This window comes from Paenibacillus hemerocallicola, assembly GCF_006265175.1.
Lineage (GTDB): Bacteria > Bacillota > Bacilli > Paenibacillales > NBRC-103111 > Paenibacillus_AB > Paenibacillus_AB hemerocallicola.
Genome location: NZ_VDCQ01000018.1, coordinates 70,579 through 96,051, shown reverse-complemented (window position 1 = coordinate 96,051; position 25,473 = coordinate 70,579). Strand labels below are relative to the sequence as shown.

12 protein-coding genes and 2 pseudogenes are annotated in these 25,473 nt (G+C 55.8%); 8 read left to right on the top strand and 6 right to left on the bottom strand.

Going from position 1 to position 25,473, the window contains the following annotated elements; genetic code table 11:
• The first annotated feature begins 293 nt into the window (after nt 1-293).
• Nucleotides 294-1,589: an ABC transporter substrate-binding protein gene (locus tag FE784_RS14945; protein WP_176706229.1), complete on the top strand. Its 1,296-nt coding sequence runs from the start codon at nt 294-296 to the stop codon at nt 1,587-1,589.
• Between the two features lie 4 nt (nt 1,590-1,593).
• Here the strand turns inward: FE784_RS14945 and FE784_RS14940 are convergent, their stop codons facing one another.
• On the bottom strand, nt 1,594-2,412 hold the full coding sequence (locus FE784_RS14940; protein ID WP_139603011.1) for a helix-turn-helix domain-containing protein: 819 nt from the start codon (nt 2,410-2,412) through the stop codon (nt 1,594-1,596).
• A 68-nt stretch (nt 2,413-2,480) separates the two neighbouring features.
• Between FE784_RS14940 and FE784_RS14935 the strand changes: the two genes are divergently transcribed.
• The 7 genes from FE784_RS14935 to FE784_RS14905 all read left to right on the top strand — a co-directional run bounded on the left by FE784_RS14935 (nt 2,481) and on the right by FE784_RS14905 (nt 20,432).
• On the top strand, nt 2,481-4,577 hold the full coding sequence (locus tag FE784_RS14935; RefSeq protein WP_139603010.1) for a family 20 glycosylhydrolase: 2,097 nt from the start codon (nt 2,481-2,483) through the stop codon (nt 4,575-4,577).
• Nucleotides 4,578-4,753: 176 nt separating this feature from the next.
• Nucleotides 4,754-6,352: an MATE family efflux transporter gene (locus tag FE784_RS14930; protein ID WP_139603009.1), complete on the top strand. Its 1,599-nt coding sequence runs from the start codon at nt 4,754-4,756 to the stop codon at nt 6,350-6,352.
• Between the two features lie 767 nt (nt 6,353-7,119).
• Nucleotides 7,120-15,525, top strand: a complete 8,406-nt coding sequence (locus FE784_RS14925; RefSeq protein ID WP_176706228.1) for a DUF8202 domain-containing protein — start codon at nt 7,120-7,122, stop codon at nt 15,523-15,525.
• Between the two features lie 161 nt (nt 15,526-15,686).
• On the top strand, nt 15,687-15,878 hold the full coding sequence (locus FE784_RS14920; protein ID WP_139603007.1) for a hypothetical protein: 192 nt from the start codon (nt 15,687-15,689) through the stop codon (nt 15,876-15,878).
• Nucleotides 15,879-16,452: 574 nt separating this feature from the next.
• Nucleotides 16,453-16,851, top strand: a complete 399-nt coding sequence (locus FE784_RS14915; protein ID WP_139603006.1) for an SGNH/GDSL hydrolase family protein — start codon at nt 16,453-16,455, stop codon at nt 16,849-16,851.
• 226 nt (nt 16,852-17,077) lie between these two features.
• Nucleotides 17,078-18,424, top strand: a complete 1,347-nt coding sequence (locus FE784_RS14910) for an ABC transporter substrate-binding protein (protein WP_139603005.1) — start codon at nt 17,078-17,080, stop codon at nt 18,422-18,424.
• A gap of 28 nt (nt 18,425-18,452) precedes the next feature.
• Nucleotides 18,453-20,432: a hypothetical protein gene (locus tag FE784_RS14905; RefSeq protein WP_139603004.1), complete on the top strand. Its 1,980-nt coding sequence runs from the start codon at nt 18,453-18,455 to the stop codon at nt 20,430-20,432.
• Nucleotides 20,433-20,503: 71 nt separating this feature from the next.
• Here FE784_RS14905 and FE784_RS14900 read toward each other — a convergent pair whose 3' ends face one another.
• From FE784_RS14900 to FE784_RS14885, 5 genes and pseudogenes are all read right to left on the bottom strand, one after another.
• The gene (locus FE784_RS14900; protein WP_139603003.1) at nt 20,504-21,433 is read right to left on the bottom strand and encodes an AraC family transcriptional regulator; all 930 of its coding nucleotides are present in this window, start codon (nt 21,431-21,433) and stop codon (nt 20,504-20,506) included.
• Nucleotides 21,434-21,681: 248 nt separating this feature from the next.
• Nucleotides 21,682-21,927, bottom strand: a pseudogene (locus FE784_RS42845) (DUF6807 family protein); the annotation flags it as partial.
• Nucleotides 21,917-22,039 (bottom strand): annotated as a pseudogene (locus FE784_RS42840) (hypothetical protein); the annotation flags it as partial. The pseudogenes FE784_RS42840 and FE784_RS42845, both read right to left, overlap by 11 nt.
• A gap of 42 nt (nt 22,040-22,081) precedes the next feature.
• The gene (locus FE784_RS14890; protein ID WP_176706227.1) at nt 22,082-23,428 is read right to left on the bottom strand and encodes an ABC transporter substrate-binding protein; all 1,347 of its coding nucleotides are present in this window, start codon (nt 23,426-23,428) and stop codon (nt 22,082-22,084) included.
• Nucleotides 23,429-23,457: 29 nt separating this feature from the next.
• Nucleotides 23,458-25,398: an alpha/beta hydrolase family protein gene (locus FE784_RS14885; protein ID WP_176706226.1), complete on the bottom strand. Its 1,941-nt coding sequence runs from the start codon at nt 25,396-25,398 to the stop codon at nt 23,458-23,460.
• Between the last annotated feature and the right edge of the window lie 75 nt (nt 25,399-25,473).

Here is a 25,473-nt window from a genome sequence, read left to right as displayed (position 1 = left end):
GGAAATAACCGAATACGATGGGTATGGGGGACGACGGCCGGTTCCGTCTCGTCCTTCCGCCAAGGAAACAGCCGACCCCAAGGCTGCCGGATCATGCTCCCCGGCAGCTTTGGGTATTTTTTGCGCGCTTTTTGTTGTTGAATTCGACGGTCGCCTTGACCGATTGTTCCTCGCCCTTGAAACGAAGTGCATGAAACATGACGTTATTATCCATAGGCATGGGTAGAGCTTTTTTATACGATACATGGGAGCGCTCTCAATATAAGCAATACACATACGAGGAGGGGGGAGCCATGGTAAAGATCAAGCACGCAACGTCATTGTTGATTGGAATTGCCCTGATTACGGGCTGTGGTGGTCAGGATGCGGCCCGAAGCAATGCGGATGGCGGCGGCAATCCGAAGGAGGTCAAGCTTGAGCCGGTGACCGTTACGGCGGCCGTCGACGGAACGTACAACGAATTATTCGATAACTTGCTCACCGAGCATGTGAAGAAAAAATATCCGCATATTACGTTGAACATGATGCGTCCCGCGGACGGAAACACGCTTGACAATTTGATGATCGCAGGCACGGTTCCGGACGTCATTTTCACCTTTAACGGCAATCTGAGCTCCTATCGCACCAAGGGCCTGTTGTACGATATGAGCGGATTGATCAAGGAGAACAAGTTCAGCCTGGACCGTTTCGAATCGAACTATATCGCCGATGTCAAAATTGCTTCAACGAACGATGAATTGTTTGCTTTGCCTTATGAAACTACGTTTCACGCCCTTTATTACAACAAAAATATTTTCAATAAGTTCGGGATCGATTATCCCAAGGACGGGATGACGTGGGAGCAGACGGTCGAGCTCGGAAAAAGAGTAACCCGATTCGATGGCGGTACGCAGTACCGCGGGCTGGATCCGGGGAGCGGGATCATCTGGATATCGCAGCCGTTGTCGCTTGCCGCGGTTGACTATAAGACGGAGAAAGCCGCCATTAACAACGATCAGTGGAAAAAGGTTTTCGAGCTGGTGAAGACGATTTATTCCATCCCCGGCAATAAGCCGGCAGGAGCCGTCTTAAACGAATTTACGAAGGATAAGACGTTGGCGATGGTCGGTCACCTGAATATTTTCTCTGCGTTGGAAGCGGCCGAGAAGGAAGGGCTGGAATGGGATGTGGCGCAATATCCCGGCTTTCCGGAGAAACCCGATACGTTCGGGAATGCCAGCGTTTATGTCGGTACGATCACTCAGGCAAGCAAGCATAAGAAAGAGGCGCTGCAAGTTCTCGACGTATTGACCTCGGAATCGTTTCAGATCCTAAGATCGAAGTCGGGGAGCATCTCCACCTTGAAAAGTGCCGAAGTGGCGAAAGCTTTCGGCGCCGATATGGCTTTTCTGAAGGGCAAGCATGTGGAGGGCATATTCAAGAGCAAGCCCGTGCAGTATCCCGTGGCTTCGGAATACCGAACGAAGGCCGAGACTATCGCCAAAGCGAGATTCAATGATTATGCGGCAGGAACGATCGACGTCAATACGGCGCTGAGCCGTGCGGAAGAAGAAATCAATAAAATGATCGATGCGGAGAAAAAGAAATAAAAGTTTACATGAAATGGGCTTTGCGATATTGCGACGGACTGATGTTCATCTTTTTGGAAAAGATCCGGCTCAAGTACAGCCCGTTCTCGTATCCGCACTTCTGAGCAATCTGGTCCAGCGTCATCTTCGTCTCCGCCAGCAGCGTGCGGGCGCGACTGAGCCTAAGGGAAGTAACGTAGTCGGAAGGCGTCATCCCGTATACCGCTTTGAAGCGGCGCGTAAACTGGACGGCGCTTAAGCCGAGCTCGCCCGATACGTTTTTCATGCCGAAGGAGGCGGAGCTGGCTTCGCGAAGAAGGCTCTCCGCTTGGCGCATTAAAGGGTCAACCGGTAGCTTTTGTTTGTCCTGCGACGCGGAATTCGATTCCCAAGCATACAATTGCCACAAGTCTTGCAGCAGAAAGTTTCTGCGGTACACGCTGACCGAATCTTTTTGATGGATTACCTTTTTCAAATATTCGCAAGTGGAAGACAGCCGCTGCGTATCCTGCACGACGCATTTGCCGGCAGCATCGGGCAGCAGTTCATGTTCACTCTCAATCTTGTGTCCGCCATGCGTGTACAAATCGAAATAAATAGCCAGGAAAGTGAGCGGGGTTACGACTTCCCGCTCCATCAGCACGTCCGGAGGGCAGAGCACCAGATCGCCGAACGTCGCCGTTCCCCGGTGGCTGCCTATTTCGAACAGGAAGCTTCCGCTCTCGGGAATGAAAAGCGTCCAAGTCTCATTCGGTTCTCTATCGTATACAAACTGCTTTTTGTTATTCCATCTGACTATGATATGGACATGGGGAGACAGCTCCCCGATCGAATATTGCTTCATCGCCCGTATCTCCTGACATCCGTGTATGTACACGAATTATAAATCAAAAACGAAAGGAAGACGACCTGTTGAACACGATTCCCACCCTGATACCGGCGCCGAAGCGGATGCGCTACGACGGAAAGCGGCCGCTTGACAACAGCCGGACCGTAACGATCGAAGCGGGGACACGGCCGGCCTCCGTGACGCAATCTGCTGCGCGCCAATTGTCCTCCTGGCTAGGGGAGCATTGGAGAGGAAGGGTACTTGTACGTCCTAGTGAGGCTGATATAAGCGATGGAGCGGAAGGAGAGCTTCCCTATCGAATTCGGCTTATTGAAACAGGGACTGAAACGGAAACGGAGAGATACAGCCTCGTATCCGATTGCCACGAAATGAGCATTGCCGGGTCGCCAAGAGGAATTTTGCATGGCGTACAAACGCTGATTCAATTGCTGCAGCCCGAGACGTCCTGCGACTTGCTAAGTCTGCCCCTCGCGGCGATCGAGGACGAGCCGGATGTATCGGTGCGGGGGATTTTCGCAGAATGCTTCTGGGGCTCCGATTTAATGGAATTGGCGGACTGGAAGGCGATGATCGACGAGATGGTGTCCTTCAAGCTTAATACGCTCAGTGTCGGGATATACGGCTGCTGGTCCAGCCGTTACCCGACGGACGCCAACAGCCGCTCCGAATTTTTGTTTGCGCCGATTCTCGATCATCCGGAGCGACTGCCGGATAGACGTATCCATTATTTCGATCCCTTGACCAAACAAACGGCGACCAAGACGTACCGTCCGGCTCTGTACGAAAACGACGGACTGGGGCAGCTTATAGCTTATGCGGTGGAACGAGGCATCCGCGTAGTGCCGCAATTGAACGGGCCCGGGCATTCGCTGCTGCTGCCTCGGCTGTACCCGCATATTTCGGCGATCAATAATAAGGGCGAAGCGACGGGCAGCGGTTATTCGCTGACCCATCCGGACACGTTTCCCATGCTGAAACGGATGTTCAAGCGCGTCATCGATCGGTACATGCTGCCGTATGGGCAGACTTGGTTTCATATCGGCATGGACGAAATATCCGGTTGGAGCAGCGTCGATTTGGCAGCCTATTCTCCACGCGGGCTGCTGGAGCTCTATTTGGTGGAAATAGGCGGATATTTGATTGAGAACGGCATGGACAAGGTCATCATTTGGCACGATATGGCGGAAAGCCTGACCGGGTTTGACGAGTCGTTTGAAGAGCTGCTGGAACGGCACGGACTTGCCGGGAAAATCGTCATTCAGTGGTGGAATTATACGATGCCCGCGTTTTCGGTCAAAGCGGTTCGCGGTGCGGAAGGCTGGATGGCGCCGAGCACGGGATATTTGCCGGGCATGTTCTACCAGGATTACGTGGAGAATGTGGAGAACCGGGTCAACGAAGGAGTGGAGCAATCGTTCCAGGGCGCGTTAGCCTACGCGCTGTATTCGCCGACCTTTCGGCGGAACACGGCCTATTTGGCGGAGAAAAGCTGGAATACGCGGAAACGGGACGCATCCGAATTCGATCGTCAGTATGCCGAATGGATCGTGTCCGACGAAGCGGAGCACTGGGCCGGAGGGATGGGCGATATGCGGAAGCTGTTCCAGTACTCCTCCACGTTTGTCCTGCTGCTGGAGATTGGCGTTTTCTCGGGCAATTCCGATGCCGCCCGCCCTTATCCGGCCAGAATCATCCGCAGCGTGCTGGCTACGGACGGGACTCATAAAGCGTATAGGGTAACTCGGGCGCTGGCCCTCAATGCGCTGCTGTCGTTCGAGCGGGGAAGCGCGGTATCGGGAAGGGAATACGAATTGCAGGTCATTCGGTTCGAGTGCAGGAGAGTGGTCGGGCTGATCGATGCGCTGCTCGGGCTTGCCGATGCGGTCCGTGACCAGGAGCGGATCGCTAACGGTCCGATTGCGGGACGGAGCGGGCTGGCCGGCATCGGGGGGCGGCTGGAGCGGGAATTGGATAAGCTCGATGCGCTGCTGGTCGAGATGCGGGAGGTTTTGCCCGGTTACATGGTTTATGTCGGTTGGAGGGAATATATGTTTTTGCGGGAAGCGATCCGGGTGCAGATGGAGCAGTTGAAGCGTCTTGCCGGAGATCGGGCCGTACTAAGCGGAGAGGCCGAACTGTCGCGCGCCGATTGGCTGTGAACTCAGTCCGAACCGTCCCGTCTGTCGGTCAAGCGACCGGCGGCGGAACGGTTTTTCCGCGTTCCGCGCAAAGATAATCCGGTTATTATGAAGTTTTTGTCCATGTACTTCATGCGGGTCTGCGGTTATGCTAAACGAAACATGCCTTTGGAAAGCGCAATCGGCAGCATGCATACATGGAACGACTACTGGATGACGGAAACGGAGGCGGACCGATGAAAGCGGACGACGAGGGACGTCGGCAACCGACGGTGCCGACAAGCGGAGAACGGAGCGACCTTCGTCATGCAACGCGGGGCCGCGGGCCGGAAAGTGAGCACGATGAGGCGGAGCGGGAAGGCGTATCGGAAGAGGCAGCCGCGTCCCGTGAAGCGCCGGCAGCCGCACAAACGACGGACAGAGGCGAGCGGCGGACCGACGACGCGCTTCTCGTCGACCCGGACGACAAGAAGGCGGTCCGGCAGTCGATCTTCCGTCTGGCCGGTCCTTCTCTTGTCGAGATGATGCTGGCGAATTTTACGCAAATGCTGAATATGATTATGGTCGGGCGTCTGAGTCCCGAAGCGGTGGCGACGGTAGGCTTGACCAACCAGCCCTTTTTTCTTTTTCTGGCGATATTCTCCACGCTCAACGTCGGCACGACGGTCATCGTCGCCCGTTCGATCGGGGCGGGCCGGCTGGACGAAGCCGACCGGGCGGCCGGGCAGGCATTCCTGCTCAACATTATGCTGTCCGTATTGATGATTGCCTTCAGCTACTCGTTCGCGGCCGACCTGTTGCGTCTGATGGGCGGCTCGGAGGAGGTCGTGGCGCACGGGCTCTCTTATGCGAAGTTCATCTTTTTGTCGATCGGCTTCACCACGATCTCGATGTCGTTCTCGGCTACGCTGCGCGGGTCGGGGGATACGCGTACCCCGATGAAGATCAACGTCGTCGCCAACGTATTGGTCGTCGTGATCGGTTTTCCGCTCATTTACGGGATCGGCGGCTATTCCGGGATGGGTATCACGGGAGCGGGGGTCGCCACCTTTGTCGCCCAGCTCGTCTCCATGACATGGGTGACGACCGTCATGTTCAGCGGCAAATTCAAAGTGCGGCTGTCGCTTAGGAATCTGTTCCGGTTCGATCGGGCCATGATCGCCAGGATCGGCAAAATCGGCTTCCCCTCGGCGCTCGAGCAAATCGTCATGCGGCTCGGTATGCTCATCTTTATCAAAGTGGCGGCGAGTCTCGGGACGATGGCGGTGGCGGCTACCCAGATCACCTTCACGATATTGGGACTCTCGTTCATGCCGGGGATGGCGTTCGCGATAGCCGCCTCTACGCTCGTCGGCCAGGCGCTCGGCGCGCAGAAGCCGGACCTCGCCGAGAAATACGGATGGCAGGTGCGTAAGATCGGCGCTTACGTCGCCGGCTTGATCGGCGTCGGGTTTATTATTTTTGCACCGCAAATTATGAAGCTGTTCACGATCGAACCGGAAATTATCGAGAAGGGCGCGCTGTCGATCCGCATTATGGGCTGCATCCAGGTGTCCCAGGCGACCCAGTTCATCCTGAGCGGGGCGCTGCGCGGGGCGGGGGATACGCGCTATCCGCTGTATTCCACCTTTATCGGGGTATGGGGATTCCGGGTTGTGCTGAGCCTGCTGTTCGTATACGGCTTCAAGATGGATTTGTACGGCATATGGCTCGCCGCGGCGGCCGACCAGTTCGTTCGCTCGTTTCTGATCCTGAGCCGGTTCAAGAAGGGAGCTTGGAAGACGTTGCGGGTGTGATCTCGAGCATGAAGTGCTGCATTTGTATAAATGGCGGAAATTGCGCCTAATTGACTATCTCGGTCTTGCTCCGGTATTCGCTCGGAGTGAGGCCGATTTTTTTTTGCAAAAGGCGCGGTGGAAACAAGAATAGCTGTGGAAGCCCGACATTCCCGCTATTTGCTCGAGCGTGTACCCGGTATCCAGTATCCGGTCGCCGGCCAGCAGCAGCAGAGCGCAGGATGCAAGACACGCCATTCGCCATCGATCGGCACTTTTTTGCCCGTTCTATCCTTGTATAGTTTCGGTATAGGCAGGTTTGCTATGTTAAGCGAATATACGGATCAGACGACTGAAGGAAGGGGCAACGTTCGAATGGGACGGCCACGATCATTAAAGCCGAGGCGATGTCACATAAAGGGATGCCCCGCAAAGCACTACGCCAAGGGGTATTGCAGAAATCACTATCACACTTACCGGCGGGCTCTTCGCAGGGCGGCAACCATTTCGGTCCAGGGGAGCGATGGCAACGGTTGAAGCTATGCATCGCCAGGCCGAGTAGCCTGTATATGTTTCGTATAGGTGCCCTTGCTATACTTTCTTGTAACTGCGGGAAGTAGACATCTGCCGATTTTGTCGTCCAATGAAAGATTTTGAGTGTACAAGCGATGAAAGGAGTATACAGGTATGAGCAGCCGTTTGGACTGACAATCGGAAGTTGCAGGCAAGGAAAACCGTTCCATATACAATGCGAGAAGGAATTGCAAAGAAACTGGAGGATGGAAAGAATGGCAATGGCAGACATAAAAAGGAGCTGGAAGAAAAAGCTCTCTAAGATGCTGGTCCTTACGATGGCAGCCGGGAGCTTATCCAACGTAGTAGCGCCGCGCGAGGCTGCCGCTGCTCCTGGCGGTCCCCTTCCGACGTGGGCAAGCAACGCCGAGTTCTGGCTGAAAGCGGATGAAGGTGTTACCACAGCGACTTATGGTGCAGGACCCGGTGTGGAGAAGTGGGACAATCAGGCGGGAACGGTCCAATTTGACGTATATGGAGGTCCGGGGTACAAAGTCGCCGGAACTAACTTTAATCCGGTTGTGACGTTTACCAATACGGGAAATGCGATCAGTCAACTGAGTCAATATTTGCTCGGCAATGGGCAGATAACCTATGCGGATGCGTATGCGGTTTTTAAAGCCGACTCAGGAAATAGCGGGGCGGTCGTAGGTTCCACCACCCGGAGTAGCGGGCATGGTGCCGCCTTATTTGCGGTAGACAGCAATGGGCTTTATCTGGGCCACATCAATGGTCAATTTAAAGCCGTAAGTTATCCCGCTGCGGAGTCATCCCGTTATCAATTGGTTGAATATGATGCCAGCGGGACCACGGATACGGTGACAGTGACAGGAGACAAACGGAATTTACCCGATCCCGACTATTCGACATTCTCCTTTACGCCATTGATCGGCGGAACGAAAGAGGGATCCAGCGGTAGAAATTACTATAACTACAATGGAGAGCTGGCGGAAGTTATCGTCTTCTCCGGCAGCACCGCTTCCAATCGGAACCAGATCCAAAGCTATCTGGCGCTGAAATACGGCTTAACCTTGAATGGCGGCGGATCGGACTACGTGGACAGCAATGGAACGACGGTTTGGTCCGCTGCCTCCAATACCGACTATAAAAATCGGATTACCGGTATCGGTCGAGATTCCGGAAGCACGCTGAATCAAAGACAGTCCAAGTCCCAGGATACGGGAGCGCTTGTGACGATTGCGGCGGGCAATGCCATTCAAACGTCCAACCAAGGTATTGCGTCAGGCATTATCGACAATGGAGATTATCTGATCTTCGGCGATAACGGCAACAGCAGTAGCACCGCATACCAAACAGCCGTAGCCGGTACGAATATCAAACGTATGGATCGGGTGTTCAAAGCAACCAAGACGGGCAATTGGGCGGGCAAACAGATTACGTTCCAACTGGGCGCTGCGGCCCCGGCAGGTGCAACCCACTTGCTGGTCAGCGGCAATGGTACTTTTGACAGCTCCAGCGCCAAATACCAGCTTTCTGCCACGGGTCAAGTTACTATTAACAGTGGCGACCTGAGTGCAACCAGCTACTTTACGTTCGCCAAGGAAGAAGCGCCTGTCCAGGCTCCCGGCGGAGTGGCGAGCGGTCTTCTATTGTGGCTCAACCCCGCATCGGTTGGCGCAACCGTCGCGAACGGCGGGGCCGTAGCCGAGTGGAAAGATTTGAGCGGCACGGACAACCATGCGGTCCAGGCCGTGAACGGCAATCAGCCTGTATATTACAACAATGCGGCGAACAATGTGAATTTCAACCCGGTTGTCAAGTTCGACGGCGCCAACGAATACTTGGATCTTCAAGGAAACAAGCTGCCGCAAGGAACGACTCCGAGGACGATCGTAGCCGTAGGGCAAACGGCGGCAGCAAGTGCCAATAAATATTTGATTTCGTGGGGCACCGGTTCTCCGAATAGTATGATGGGCATGATGCAGCTGGGCACCAAAGGAGCGTTGAGCGGGTATGGCGCACCTTACGCAAGTCCTGACGGGTTCTGGAAGCAAGGTATCCCGAACGAGCTGTTCGGAATGTGGGAAGGAAACGCGGGAGGCAAACTGGCAAGTTTGTACAGCAGGATGGGGCTGTTGGACAGCTCGCAGATGACTACATGGAATACTAGCGGCTCCAGCGCAAGGGTCGGAGCGATCGTAGGCAGCTTGAGCGAGAATTGGCAAGGCGCAATCGGGGATGTAATGGTGTACAACCGCGTTCTCACCGACAGCGAGCGTCAACGCATAAGCACTTATTTGGCACTCAAATACGGATACATGATCGATCAAGCGCAAGGCCAGCTCAGCAATTACATCGCTTCCGACGGCACTGGCGTCGTATGGGACGCAGCGGCCAACTCGGCGTACAAAAACAATATCGCCGGTATCGGCCGCGATGACACCGGCTTGCTGAACCAACGGCAAAGCCACAGCACGAACAGCGGGCAGCAAGTTACGGTCGGCTTGAACGCCATCGCGGCGACCAATTCCGACAATGCGGCGTCGTTCCCGATGGACAAGCAGTATTTGATCTGGGGCGACAACGGCAAGACGCTGACAACGTTCGGCCAAACGATCCAAATCGCGGACAGCAGCTATTGGAAGCCTGCCGAGCGCGTCTGGAAAGTACAGAACACGAACAATGTCGGCGCGGTCCAGTTTAGCATCGCGAAGAGCGCGTTTCCGGCCGGAACGACGGCGAGCGAGATCAAGCTGCTTGTCGGCAGCGATGCGGGCTTTGCAACCGCTGCGGCAATCGCGGTTCAAGAAAGCGGCGACGCTTTTGTAGCCGACAACGTCGTGCTGCCGAATGGATACTTTACATTCGCCAAAGTACAAGCACCTACCCTAGCTCCCGGCGGCGTAACCAACAAGCCGGTCATTTGGCTGAAAGCGAAGGATGCGGTTCCTGCCGGGAACGGTTCCGAGCTTACGGGTTGGTCGAACAAGGCCGGCGATGCCGTATTTACTGTCGATGGAGCATTGCCCGGAAAGCCGAGCTATCTGACGGCGGGCGTCAATTTTTACCCCGTGGTTGCTTTCAACGGCAATGCCCGCCTTGTGGGCGATCAAAACGTTACGATGGTCGAGGCCTACACGGTTACGGCATGGAATGGCGCGAAAGACACCAATCGGGGAGCCGCTATAGCGCCGACCGATCTTGCCGGCGACGGCTACGGGAGTTATTTCTTTGATTCAATCGGCGGCAGTCTGTATGCGGGTAACGGCAATGGAACTTATTTGCAAGCAGGTGCGCCAGAGAATGGGGAGTACGGACTTTGGACGGCCTCGTTCCCTAATACGATGCGGAAGAATGGTCTGAGTGCGGGGACAGGTTCAACAGGCGCCGCTATGACAGGTATTCCTCAAATCGGAAACCGCAAGGTTGATGCGACAGTAGAAAACTATCTCAGAGGCAATATTGCGGAAGTCATCGTATTGAACAGCGCGGCAACGGCGGATGAACGGAGCCGGATCGAAAGTTACTTGGCGCTCAAGTACGGCTTGACGCTGAACGACGGCGCGACGGATTACGTAGCCAGCAACTTCAACGGTACGACCGGAACAAACATGTGGACGGCTGCGAAGAACGCCGGATACGGCAAGCGCATTACCGGTATCGGCAAAGATACTGCGAGCGGCTTGGAGCAAAAACAATCCAAGTCGCAGGAAAGCGGGGCGCTCGTGACCATTGCCGCAGGCAATGAAATCAAAGCCTCCAATGAAGCGTATCCGGACAACACCATTACGAACGACCGCTCGTTCCTGACGTTCAGCGATGACGGCGGAGATGCGGCATATAGCGCGTTTATCGCCAGTACGAACCTGACACGGATGGCGCGCACGTTCAAGGTAGACAAAACGAACTGGAACGATGGCAATGTCACCTTGCAGCTCGACGGCACGCAAGCCGGTCAACTGAATTATGTCATCATCGGCGGCGACTCCGGCTTTACCGGGACGTTGAAAACGGCACAGCTCGTTGACGGAAAAGCAACGATCAACAGCTCCGATCTGGCCGATGGCAGCTACTTCACATTCGCGCGGACCAACGTGCAATCGAAAGCTCCGGGCGGCGTAAACGGCGCTTCCTTGTGGATCAAGGCGGATAAAGACGCTGCGGCTGACGGAGCGGGACAGCTTACCGGCTGGACCGATCAGACGGGTACGAACCAATTTACCGTAAACGGCGCACCTGCCTTTAAAGCGGACGCAGTCAACTTCAATCCGGCCGTGACGTTGCACAATACGACCACGCCAAGTCAAAATCCGAACGAGTACTTAAAGGGCGATACGCCGATTGCGTATCAGGACGGATATGCCGTATACAAGCAGCAGGACGGGACGATCGTCGGATCGGCGGCGCCTCGCGCGGGCGGTTACGGGGTAGGCATCTTTACGAAGTGGGGCAGCAAAACGTATATCGGCAACGGGGGGAACAGCAAGTATCGCGGTTTCGCCTTCAAGGACGCTTCCCGCTATTATATGGCATCGTTCGACGCTGCCGCAGACATTGCTGCACAAGGCAAATTGAACGGAACGGCCCAAACCGTTGCGGGAGACAATTCGTTTAACAAAATCGATTTCACTCCTGTAATAGGAGGTACGTTCGGCGGAGGAAGTCCGAACAACTGGTCTCATTATAAAGGGGATATCGCCGAAATCGTGCTGTTCCCGGCGAGCAATACTCCGCTCGAGAAGCAGCGGGTCGAAAGTTATTTGGCGCTGAAGTACGGCATGACGCTGAATGGCGGGAAGTCGAACTATGTGGCAAGCAACGGCAGCGATACGATGTGGACGGCGGGCAATAACGCCGGCTTCGGCAACCGGATTACCGGCATCGGCCGGGACGACGGCAGCGAGTTGCTGCAAAAGCAATCGAAGTCGCAGGATAAGGAAGCGCTCGTCACGATCGCCTTGGGCGATGCGATCCAGCTGACCAACCCGCTTAATGCGAACACGATCGATGCGGATATGTCTTTCTTCACTTTCAGCGACAATGGGGCGATAGCCAAGTACGAAGAAAGTGTACTGGAGATCCCGGGTCATACGCTGAAGCAGTTGAACCGCGTATTTAAAGTCGAGAAAACGAAATGGCAGGACAAGAACATCACTTTGAAGCTGAATACGACAGCAGAGAATCCGGCAGTTCTGTACTATCTCGTCATCGATGGAGCGAATACGGGCATGAAGCTGGATGCAGCGGATCAAGTTACGATCGACAGCAGCATGCTGGCTAACGGCTCCACATTCACTTTCGCCAAAGTGTACAAGAATTTGCTGAAGGCGAAAATAAACGAAGTCAAAAGCTTGAAAGAAGCGAACTACACGCCTGACAGCTGGGCTGTACTGCAAAATGCGCTTGCAAACGCCGAAGCGGTATTGAACAATCCGGGCTCGACACAAGAGCAAGTCGATGCCGCATTGGCCGCTTTGGAAGCCGCGCGTGCAGGACTGAGTACCGGAGCCGACAAGCTAAAAGCGAAGTCGGACGAGGTTCAAAACGAAATTACGCTCGGCAGCCTGAAACCGGGCGATTATACGGCAGGCAGCTGGCAAGCGCTGACCGGGGCATTGGATGAAGCGAAAGCTCTGCTTGCCCGCACGCCACAAGCGACGGCGGTCGAGCTGGGACAAGCGTTGGCCAAGCTGGAAGCGGCCAGAGGCACATTGGTAGACTTGAGCCAGCTGCGCGCGAAAGAAGCGGCGATTGTCGGCGAGAATTTGCAGGCCGGCCAATATACGGCAGACAGCTGGCAGGCGCTGCAGCAAGCGCTGACCAATGCGCGTGCGGTATTGTCCAATCCGAATGCGACGCAGGCCGAAGTCGATGCGGCGAAAGCGGAGCTTGAGGCGGCAAGGGCGGCATTGGTGCCGGGAGCGGATAAAACCGCGCTGTTGGCGAGAGCAAATGAAGTGAAAGGCTTTACGGAAGCGAACTATACACCGGAAAGCTGGGCGGCTCTTCAACAGGCTATGTCCGTAGCCGATGCCGTACTGAACGACCCGAATGCGACGCAAGCCGAAGTCGATGCGGCCAAAGCGGCATTGGAAGCGGCCATAGCGGGACTTGGCAGCACGCTTCCCGGTCTGCAAAACAAAGTAAATGCCGTTAAAGGTGAAATCAGTACCGAAGTTTTGAAGCCGGGCGATTATACGGCAGACAGCTGGCAAGCTTTGAACGGAGCGCTCGCTGAAGCCGAGGCGCTGGTGAATCGTACGCCGCCGGCTTCCGAGAGCGAGCTCGGACAAGCATTATCCAAGCTGGAAGCGGCAAGAGGCGCATTGGTCGATTTGAGCGGATTACGTGCGAAAGAAGCTGAGGCATCCGGGGTGACGGCAGCCGTCTACACGGCCAACAGCTGGCAAGCGCTGCAAGTCGTATTGACCGACGCGCGGGCCGTATTGGTGAAGCCGAACGCAACCCAGACCGAAGTCGATGCGGCGAAGGCATCGCTCGAGGCGGCAATCGCGGCGCTGGTACCTGCGGCCAATAAAGCGGCTCTGCTTGCAAAAGTAAACGAGGTTAAAGGCGAGAACTTGCGGGATGCCGATTATACGCCGGAAAGCTTGGCCGCGCTGAAGCAGGCGATTGCCGCAGCGGAGGCCGTTCTGAACGACCCGAACGCCACGCAGCAGCAAGTCGATGCGGCACGGGATGCCTTGGACGCGGCCCGCAAAAATATCGTTGCAAGGGGAGCAAAGCTTTCGGCGTTGACTGTCTTCGAGGCCGACAGCGGCAAGCCGGTCGCGTTGTCTCCGGCATTCGATCCGAACCAAAGCCTGAACTATGCGGGAGTCGTATCGAATGCGGTATATGGAGTCGGTATCGTGCCGACGGCGCATACCCCGAACAGCACGATCAAAGTATCCTTGAACGGACAACCGGCGGCCGAAGCCGATTGGAGCAAGCTTCCGCTTAAGGAAGGCCTCAATACGGTCAAGGTGGAAGTGACGGATCCGGAAAGCAACAAAAACGACTATACGATCGAAATCATGCGTACGACAAGCAAGCTCGTCTCGCTAACGCCTTCGAGCGGAAACCTCGAACCGGCGTTCAATCCGGACACCGGCGCTTATACGATGAGAGTATCCAACGGCGTTAACGAGCTATCCTGGACGCCGGTTGCGCTCGATCCGAATGCGACTATTGAAATCAGTGTTCGAGGCGAAAGCTTTACACCGGTTGCGAGTGGAGCGAAGAGCATTTATTACGGACTGTTCGTCGGCGACAACACATTCGTCGTTCAAGTCACGGACCGCAATGGAAAATTCCGTCAATACACGATTACCGTAACAAGAGCAAGCTCCTCCGTGTGGGGAAATGGCGGAACTACCGGAACCGGCACGGGATCCGGCAAATCGGCGGATATTGCAACCAACGTGAACGGAAATGAAGCTCCGTTTGCAACAGGAACGGCGGGACAAACTGCGGGTCGCACGCAAACGACCGTTCAGATCGATCCGGCCAAGCTGAATGATATTTTATCGCAAAGCAACGGACAACAGCTCTCCATCCGGGTTCCGAATGACGGCGATGTCGGAGTGAACGGCTTGACGGCTGCGCAGGTGAAACGCCTGGCGGACAGCGGGTCAAGTCTCGAAGTCGGCAATCATCTCGCGATTTATCCGGTTCCGGGCGGCCAGATGGACTTGAATGGGGCCTCTCAGAAATGGAACAATGCACCGTTTGGCGATATCGAGGTCCATGTCGGGATCAAGCGGGCATCCGACGCGTTGATCGGCACCGCCAAGGATAAGGCGAAAGGACAAGGTTATGAGCTGCTGGTCGACCCGGTCGATCTGGAGCTGAGCTACAGCTACAAAGGCCAGACAGTCGGAGCGGGCGAACTGAATGGGTATGGCGTAAGATATATCGCTCTGCCCGACGGGATCGATCCGAACCGGATCACGACAGGCGTAATCGTCAATCCGGACGGAACGATGTTTCACGTCCCGACAGTCGTAACGAAAATCAATAGCCGCTATTATGCGATGATTAACGATTTGCGCAGCAGCGGTACTTATTCCGTCATCTGGAACCCGCAAGATTTCGATGACGTCAGAAACCACTGGGCGAGAGCCGCCGTGAACGACATTGCGGCGAGACTCGATTTGGCCGGGACGGGCAACAATACGTTCTCGCCGGACCGCAACGTGAACCGTTCCGAATTTGCGGCGATCGTTGCACTGGGAATGGGCTTGATGCGCCAAAACGTGACCGAAAACATGTTTGGCGATGTTACGAAAGCTGCATGGTATCATGACGCGGTAACGATCGCAAGCGAGTTCGGCATCGTGCTCGGGTACGAGGACAGTCTGTTCCGCGGCGACCAACGGATTACGAGAGAGCAAGGCATCGCCATGATCTCTCGCGCCTACAGCTTGGTCTCGCCGCAAAATGCGTTGAGCGGGGCGGAAATCGAAGCGCTGCTCGAGCCTTACGGCGATGCCGCCAACATTTCGGGATGGGCAAGAGAAGCCGTGGCCCGGATGGTTGCGGTCGGACTCGTCGAAGGAAGCGACGGACAGCTGCTGAAGCCGCTGGACAGCATGACGCGTGCGGAAGCGGCCGCGTTGATGAGAAGATTGCTGCAAACGACGAAACTGATTGATTAAGGCATGACGGATTGATTTTTGCATGCACGAGCGCCACTGCCGGCGGATTTAAGCCGGCGGTGGCTGTTTTTTTCGCGACGGCAGCGCGAAATAAGCATGATAAATGGAGACGGGAACCGCTAAATCCCGCAAAACGGCTGTACCGGGGTGGAGATCATTTCATGCGTGCAATACTAGTTGACGACGAGAGGCTGGCTCTGGCCCAGCTCCTGACAAGAATCCGGAACGTCTGGAATACCTTGCGGGCCGTCCCCGAGATCGGACTCGTCTGCTCCTACTTGTTTATCGAGAAGGAGCTTGCGCTAAATCGCGGTCGCTCATCCTTGAAGCACGTCGATAAACTTTTTTCCTAATGCGGGAGCCTACTCCCGTTTTGTCCGCTTCGAAAATGGCAGTCTGGTAGAAGACAGAAGGTGCCAGATAGCGGAACTCGAGTACGTTATTTGCCTGAATACCGGTGGCGACAACAAAATAGCGGAACAGCGTTCCGTTATTCCGCTGTTTACGAGATTTTTCACACCGAAAAGTGGAGATAACGGAGCTCTGTGCCGCTATTCTCGGAAGCGTCGCGGAAATCGGGATCTTAGCGGAAAAGCGTTCCGTTATTATTTTCGCTAACGGGTTGTTGCAACTAATGGAGGCGTTTCCATTAGGTTTTTGCAAAAAGCGAGGAACGGCTGCGGAATCCGGACTGAAATTATACAAATGGGGACTTTTTGTCGAGTGTCATTTCGCTATTTTTCCGTTACGCTACAAGAGGAGTTGCGCAACCTGTTTCGTATTCCTTTTCGCCAACGCGTAAGGATTGCGTCGTAATCTCGGAAATTCATCCGCTTAATTGCAAATACGGATAAGGATAAGGATAAGGAGGGAGGGAGATGCCGATGACGAGCGTACAGCGAACCATTTATTTGGCGGGGGGAGTATTTGACCCGATACGTCGAGACCGCCCGCAAGCATGGAGCTATCCCCGTACTGCTCACGCCGGTCGGCAAATGTCTGTTTGACGGGAAAGGGCATCTCGTACGGACGCTGCCCGAATATGTCGAAGCGGTTAAACAACTGAGCCGCGAACTGGACGTTGCCGTGGTAGATTTGAACGCCTCTAGCGAAGCGCTGTTCGCAAGACTGGGCCAGGAATGGACGCGAAGGCTGTTTCTGTGGCTTGCGCCGGGCGAGCATTCTAATTATCCGGACGGCAAGAAGGACGATTCCCATTTTAATGAGTACGGTGCGACGGAGGTAGCCAAGCTTGTTATCAAGGAAATAAGGGATCGGGGGCTGCCGTTAGCCGCTCTGTTACGGGACGACGCTCGCACTCCATAAATCCGGTCGGGCTTTTGCATAAGGGATAACGAATAGTGCCGAATATCTGGCGGCGGGCTTGCGCGTAAGCGCAGGCTTGCCTTTTTGTTTTTGTTTTTGTTCGTTTGCGAACCGGGACTGAAATTGCACAAATACGGTCCTTTTCCGTAGTGTAATCTCCTTTCTTTTCCTTTACGCTACAAGAAGAGTTGCGCAACTCGCCATAACGAAAAAGGAGGGGGTCGCCATGACCCGTGTCACCCATCGCTTCCAGCCGTTTCGATTCGCTTGGGCCGTCTTGGCATCATCGATCGCCTTATCGGCCTGCGGCTCGTCCGGCACGACCGAACCTGCTATTCCGCCTGCCTCCGACGGCCAAGGCAGGCAAGCGGCCAATCTGGACGACGAGCCGGTCGAACTCGTCTTTCACTCCAACACGGGAGATCCGCCCGAAGCGTTCGACAATTTGTTCGGGAACGCATTGAGGAAGAAATTTCCGAACTATACGATCACGTACATTCAGTCCAAAAAGGGGCAAACGCTGGAAGAACTGCTTGTACAAAACCAGCCGGTTGATGTTTTATTCTCATCCATTTCCAATATTTTTGGATTGATCATGGAGAATAAGCTGGAATACGACATGGCGGAGCTGGTCAAAACGCAGCAAATCGATATAAGCCAATTCGAGCCTACCTTGATTGACGGTATCCGCCTCTCCGGCAATGGTAAGTTGTATGCGCTTCCGGTAACGAACATGGTTCAGGTTATGTTCTACAACAAAATGATTTTTAATCGCTTTGGCGTCCCTTATCCGATCGACGGCATGACGTGGGAGGAGACGACCGCGATGGCTCGCAAGCTTACCCGCAAGGACAACGACAAACAAATTCTCGGCTTCTCCGCGTCCCCTCCGCACATGTTTCGCGGCAATCAGCTCTCCCAGCCTTATCTCGACCCTGCGACGGATAAACCGACATTCGGGCATGAGGCGTGGAGCAAGCTGATTCAAACGTATTTCCTGGCACCGGGCGCCGAGGAAGCGTACAAGAGCAAGTCGTTTCAATTGAAACGTCTGCCCAACATCAGAGACTTCACGAACAGTCAAGATTTGGCGATGTTCGTGTACAATTCGCAGACCCCGTTCACTACGCTGGAGATGAAAAATGTCGATTGGGACCTTGTCTCGCTTCCGGTGTTCAAGGAACAACCGAAGCTCGGCATGGCCGCGGCCCCGTTCACATTGGCGATTACCTCGATCTCGAAGCGGAAAGAAGCGGCGATGAACGCCATTCGTTTTCTCGTATCCCGACAAAATCAGGACGAATTTTCCAAAAGGGGGATGATGCCGGTCATTAAAGATGAAGCCGTCAGAAACGCCTACGGACAGGAATCCGAATACAAGGACAAAAACTGGAAGGCGGTCTATTACAACGACTACGCGGCCCTTCCTGCATATTCGAAATATAATCTGAAAGTGCAGAACGTCCTGAATAATGTTCCGTTTCAGTTGATTACCGGTTCGAAAGATATGAATACCGCTCTTCGCGAAGCGGAGGAAGAAGTGAAGAAATTGCTGGATGAGGCTAAAAGGTAATCATTACGAATACGGGGGAGGAATATCTATGTCGGCGGATAGTTCCCGAATAACGCGCCGCAAGCTGCTGGCCGCGATCGGAATGACCGGCGTCGCCGCGGCGGCAGGCGGCATCTTGTCCGGAGGAGACGGGCCGGCGCAAGCCAGCTCGTTCATGGAAACCGTTACCCATCACATGTACGGCCCGGGAGGAAACGGAGGCGCGGGCTTCCCCGAGCTTATTCTCGTTGCGGATTCGGTAGAGGAGCTGCTCGATTTGCCACCGAACCTTCGAACGCCGGGGCGCATCGTGTTTATAGCCGGTTATGGAGCGGCAGGGGACGGCGGAGAAAAGTTTTTGCGCTGGGTGCCGGACAGCGCGAAGCCGTCAAGTGGCGCGGTGCACGATCCGTTTGGCGGTGACGGGACGCCGGGGCGATGGGAAACGATCGTCTTGGGCAGAATCCGCGCCGAAGCCTTGGGAGCGGTCGGCCCCGATCCTACCGACGGGGTAGCCTTCGCTTTCGCTTCGGGATTTCCGGTCCGATTCGCGGGCACTTATCCATGCAGGCCGTTTTCCGTATCCGATGCGGCGATCGACGCGGAATTTGGTCCGGAAGCGGGGCTCGTGTTCGTCCACGATAACGCGGACAGCGCCGTGTTCGACAACTGCAGCGGCTCCATCCAAGGGATGCGGGTCGAAGATGCGAAGGATGCCGTCGGGGCGGGCATTCTCGTCACGTTGCGGCTGAACGGATGCAAGGACATGACCTTGTCCGGCCTCATTGTCGAGAACGGCAAAGATTTGCCCGTGCTCCTCTATGAATGCGACGACACTTGGATCATCGGCGGCAAAGGCGTCGGCGTGACGCACAGGCCGTTTGCTTGGGAGTCGATCGGCAGCAAAAACAGCGGCTTCGACAAATGCCGGCTCGATCATTACCAATTCGGCTTCGTCCTGATCGGCCCCGGCTACAAATCGGGCGACATTGTAACGAATCGGAGCTGGGAGCAGACGACCGGGCAAAAGGTGCTTCACAGTTACGTTTACGATCATTCCGGACACGCCTTTGATATGAACGGTACGGTAGGATGCGAGATTTCCGGCTGCATCGCCGAAAAATATATGGGGACGGCGGGCAATTCTTCTTTCCAGATCAAGCAGTCGACAAACATTCCCGAAGAGCTGCGGGACGGCACGTGGATGAACCGGATCGTCGGCTGCACCGCTATCGACTGCGTAACGGGATTCGGCACCCAGCACGGGATGAATGCGCATTTCATCGACAACCAGGTCATCCGCGCGGCCCGCTATGCGGCGGCGTTCAACAGCACGCCCCGAGTGGCGGTGAAGGGACTTGCGGTCGACGGCTGGGGGATGAACTTGACGGCATGGCCTTTGCAGAACGGGGATACCGCCTGCTCCGCCGTCGCGTTGTGGACCGGCTCCACCAACTGTTATGTGGACGATTTGACACTGGTCGCAAGAGGGGATCATGCCGGAGTGGATAAGCTGACCGGCATTTTGGTCAAAGGCCATAATTGTACGATAGGCAAAATGACCGTCGTGAAATCGATCCCGGCCGCCATGCACTCCGCGATTATCATATCCGGGAACAACACCGTGATCAGCCCGGAGTTTCGCGTTGCCAGCCCGGCGTATTATTCGAACAATGCCGTAATCGACACGCTGAGCAACGCGATCTATCCGTTAAGCTGCGGTTTGACCTTGAACGTCGAGTCCGGGCAGTTTCACACGTTCGATCAGTCGCCATACCGGGGCATGATCGTCGGAAAAATCATCGTCACCCCGACGGCGGCTCCTGCGGGAGGCACTCCCGACTTTTCGGTCGGATGGGTCGGCAATCCGGCACAACTCGTTAGCATGCGGGCCGCGCCGGGGGCAGCCACGGCTCTGAACGCGGCTGCTTATGTTCCGGCCGGCTCCATCCTGCAAGCGGAAACCGTGTTGAACGGAACCGTCTCCGGACAGTACAACATTCGGGTCGAGGGCGTTCATTTATTGTGATCCGATCCCGAATAGGCAGAAGCCAAGACTTGCACCGGTCTTGGCTTCTGCCGTTCCATCCGCATATACGGCTACTTTACCGCTTCGGCATGCCGTCGTATCTTCGAGTGTACGGTTTGGGCATATTCGGTCGGGGTCATTCCCGTCGCCTTCTTGAACGTGTTGAAGAAATAGTGGGAGCTGCTGTATCCGAGCCGTTCGGCAATCTCCGTGTACGTGTATGCTTCCTCGCGGATCATCGTTTTTGCTTCCTCGATTTTCAAATGATTGTAATATTGCATAACCCCGATGCCCACGTCTTCTTTGAACAGCGTTTTCAAGCGAGTTTTGCTAATGTAGAACTTCTCGCTGATGCTGTCCAGTGACAAGTTTTCCGAAACGTTGCTTTTCATGTAGGACTTTATATTGCCGAGCAAGCCTTGTCCGGTCGGATTCATATTCATGATCAGCGGTATGGAATCGGCCCCCGCCTCGATCGACTGCACCCGGCGAAGCAGCTTGATGATCATCATCTCCAGATAGGTCATGATGAGATGCTCGCAGCCGAACGCCGACTGCCCCCTTTTGCCCAAATACATTTGGAATAATGTAGTGATCGGCGGGTCGAACGCTTCATAGCCTTCCTTCAGCATCTCCGTCAGTATAAAGCGCTCCTCCCGGGTCAAACGAAAGGTCTGATTGACCAAAGCCGACATGCACGTCGCCGTCATATCGAAGGAAACGATCATCAGGTTGGTGGCCTGCTCGACACTGACCTTGTGATGCAAGTTCGGGTGATACAAAGTCATATCGCCCTGCGTCATCACGAAATGCCGGTCGTCCGTAAACACTTCGAGCTTCCCTTTGTCCACGTAGACCAATTCCCAGAAATCGTGCTTTTCCCCTTTCGTATAAAAGCTTTTGGACAGCTCGTAGTAGTGAAACGTATACAATTTGTCGATACAAAACTCGCGTTGAAGCGCATACTGTCTTCGACCTCTGATTTCGCTCCCGTTGGCCAATTCAAGCGCCCCCTGACCGGTTTACCGCAGTCTTGCTTCGATGGTAACATATATTTGCAAATAAGTCGTAAAATCGGAAAAGAAAAGGCCGTGTCCGGAGCATTGCTCGGATTACGGCGCGATAGGAGAGATTTCCGTCCAGGAGATGACCAGCGATACTCGGGCGGGTGAATATAATCTCGATACTTGTCGGAGACTTTGCTCGTGGACGTATCGCCTTCGTGAAAATAGAAGCGGTGCCTGTAATGGATCGATTGACCTTTACGGAACATTGCCTCCGGAAAAATATAAGTTATTCGCGCCCAGCAGGCCGAAATCGCGAACTTGCCAATAGGTCGGGAAAGGAAATCTTCGTTCTCCGGATAATCGAAGGCGGCGATGCCAAGCGTTATGCCCCCCGCTTCGCCATAATAATCGCACCATGGCGCCCGTTGCCCCCAGCATTCCTTCTCCCTCCCCGACAGAGCCGAAAGCGTTGACGATCGTGCCGCCATTTTCCGCCCTCATCGACTCGGCGACCCGGATTCCGAGCGGGCCGGCCTCTTTCGTTGCTCCGAGTTCGACCCGGTCTTGATCCGCCTTAATCTCGAAATCGAGATCGATCAACCTTTATTCCGGTTATACTGCTTGTTGGCAATTCGTTCTCGTTTATTTGTTCTTGAACTCGGCGATCGCTTTGACCGATTCTTCCTCGGCGGCGCGCAGCGCGCTGTTCAGATCGGTCTGCCCGAGGGAGGCCGCTTTGAAATGCTTCTGGTAAATCGCATTGAGCTGCGAGTAATAAGCCGGTCTGAGGGCAAGCGGGGCGAACTTGTAATGCATGAGCGCATTCCAGTTGCGGTCCTTGTATACGGAGTCCTTGCCCAGCTCCTTCTTGACCGCATCGGTCGTGACGATCGGCGTGATGCCCTTGCGCGCCAGCTCTTTCTGGTGCTCGTCGGACAGCAAATACTGGATGGCGATCATCGCCGCGTCCTTGTCCTTGGCCATGGACGTAATCCCGAACAGCTTCGGCGTCGCCATGCTGCCTACTCCCGGCTGTCCGGGCATTGGCGGCAGCGCGACGATATCCCAGTTCAAGGCCTTCAGCTGCTCCTCCCAGACGTTGATCAGCCCGGACTGATAGGCGAATATCGCTACCGTCTGGTCCTTGACGAACATATCGAGCGTAGGGAAGCCTTTGATCGCCTGAATCGCATCCTGATAGCCCGGCAATTTGTTCGGCTGCTCGTAGAAATAGTCATAGAACCGTTTCCACCGCTCATCCTTGTTGATCGTGGGCGTATCCGTCTTCGGATCGGCGAGCGGAATGGAGAGCGGGTTCATGCCCTGGATCGTGCTCGAGTTCGTGCCGAAGCCGAAATATTGCACCCCGCCTTCCTTGCGCGTCAGCAGCTTCGCCTTGTCCCACATCTGCTCCCAGGTCATGCCGTCGGTAGGGTAAGGGACGCCGAATTTGTCGAACAATGACTTGTTGTAGTAAAGCACCATGCCTTCCAGTTGAATGGGCAGAAAATAAGCTTTGCCCTCCGAGCTTTGCTTGACGTATTCCACGGACGCCTGGTCCAGACGGCTTAAATCGAGTTGATGCGTTTTGATCAGAGCCGTCATATCGTACTGGATGCTGGCCGGATACGCTTGAGATTCGAAAAATCCCGGACCTTGCATGAAGACGTCGAACCGGGTTTTGGAAGCGAGCAGCGTCTCCAGCGACTGGCCCTTGGCGCCGCTCAAAATGTACTTGATCGTGTATTGCGGAAACTTTTTGCGCAGCGCGTCGCCGTACAGCCGGTTGAAGTTTTCTTCGGAGTCCCCGTTGGACGTGTAAAAGACGATCTCCGCGGGACCTTCCGCCGCTTTCTTCGCCGCTTCCCGCGCGGCGTCTTCGGTCCCCGCGTTTGGTTGCGGGGCCGCGTCTCCCCGGCCGCAGGCGGTCGTAACCGCTGCAGCGAGCGCGAGGCATAGAGCGATTCCGGACATTTTTTTGGCAAGCATCGTGATTCCCCCCTGATTGAATATGGTTCTTATTTCCGCCATCCCCGCAAGTCCGGCAAATCGCAATGCCGCAGCAAGCCGGGCAACACGTATTCGCCGATGCCGGTATTGTCGTAGTACTCCGAGCGAACCCACGAGGCGACGGATTCCCATTCCTGTGCGATCTCCAGCGGTACGGTATCCGCCTCAAGCAGCGCATGGGCCCATTCCGCGTATACGCCGAAACGCCCCTCGGCATACAGGCGGATTCTCGCCGCGTCTACGTCGTTCAGGCGGCGGGCAAACTCGACGGCACGCAGCACATCGTAGGCGCGCAAGGCGGCCAGACTGTCGCCAAGCCACAGCAAATCCATATTCAGCTTGTGCAAGGTGCCGAATACGCCGCGCAGCGGCTTGCCGTTGATCGCATTCGGTGCGAGCGCTCCGCTGCCGACGACGTCCAATACGAGAACGGCCTCCCCGGCGGCGCAGCGGCCGCGTATCCAGTCTTCGTGCGCTTGCAGCCGTGTCGTGCCATCCTCCCATAGCGCGATCGTCAGCGGACGTTTCGCCGGGCCCGGGTTCGCGGCGGCGAACAGGAAGCCGTGGCCGAACAAGCCGGGCTGCGACCACCAGATGCTGCTCTGCACGGTCAGTCCTTGCCACGAGCCGATCCGCTGATGGCGTGGGTTCAGGTCGCAGACGGGGCGCGGATCGCGTATCCGGCCGCCGAGCCAGGCGAGCGCCTTCGCCTGCCGCTCCGCTTCGGGCAATGCTTCGCGGGCCAGCTCCAGTCGAGCCAGCCGCTCGCCGTTCTCGTGGTACACTTTCCGCGCGTCCGGATAATCGTCGACAATTTGCCCGCTCGCCGTGCACCATACGTCGCTTCCTTCCTCCGTGACGAGTCCGTCGGTATTCACCTCGATCGGTTGGCCGAGCAGATGGAGAGAGAAGAACGAGGCGGCCGCCCGGGCCAGCGGGATCGTGTACATGTGCGGCGACTCGTCCTCCGCGAGCTGCAACCGGTCGCCGCAGCCGTACATGTCCCAGAACCGTTTGCTTCGCTCTACCGTCCTGCGCGTGCCTTCGATCGGGAAGATGTCGCCGGTGACGGCGAGCACCATGACCGGGCGCGGGGCCATGGCGAGCAATATATCTTCATGGTCGAAGCCGCAAGCCGACATGTTCGGCCATATTTGCTCCGCGTCCTGCGCCTGTCCGGCGAATAAATACGATTCCCGGTTCATGATGAACGTCCCGGGAGCGGCGGCGACGATCCGCGGCTCGCAGATCATCGCTAGCGCCGTTTGCGTGCCTCCCCCGGAGCTGCCCGTCATGCCGATTTTGGCCGGATCGACCTCGGGACGGGAGCTCAAATAATCGACGGCCCGCACGATATCGTGGATGAAATAGCGCGCCAGTCCGTCTCCGAGCGGCCAGCACTGCACGCCCGCATGCTCGTGCTCCGCTACCCGCCGCGCGAACGGCCGGTCGTCTCCGCGGTCGAGATAGCCAAGCCGCTCGCCCTGTCCCATCGGGTCGATGGCCAGCACGACGAGTCCGGCGCGCACGAGACATTGGCATACGTTCTGGTAGCTCGGGTACAGCTTGCCTTCCGGCCCGTGGCCGCATACGAACAGTACCGCTCCGCCCGGCGATACGCGGCCGTCCGGAATATACAAGTGAGCGGTCACGTACACGCTGGGCATGGATTGAAAAATAACCTTCTCGATGCGGTAGCCGTCTCGCTCCGCAATTCCGGTCGTGACCGGGCGAAGCGGCGTATCCCGGGTCGGAAGGCCGCCGATTCCGGCCAGCAGCAGCTCGCGCATATGCCGTCGGCGGGCTTCCAGCTGCTCCGTATTTGCCACCGCATCGCGCGCTTGATCTCCATCCGCAAACGCTTTCAAAGAATGGCCGTACACGTAATCCTTCAACTGGTCTTTTACATCATGAATGCCGATTCGAAATTGCTCCCAATCTTGCAGCATTGGGCTCGCTCCCTCCTTTTCTTCCCTTCCTTTCAAGACCCCGCAATGGTAATCGATATCTTTATACCGCGGTAA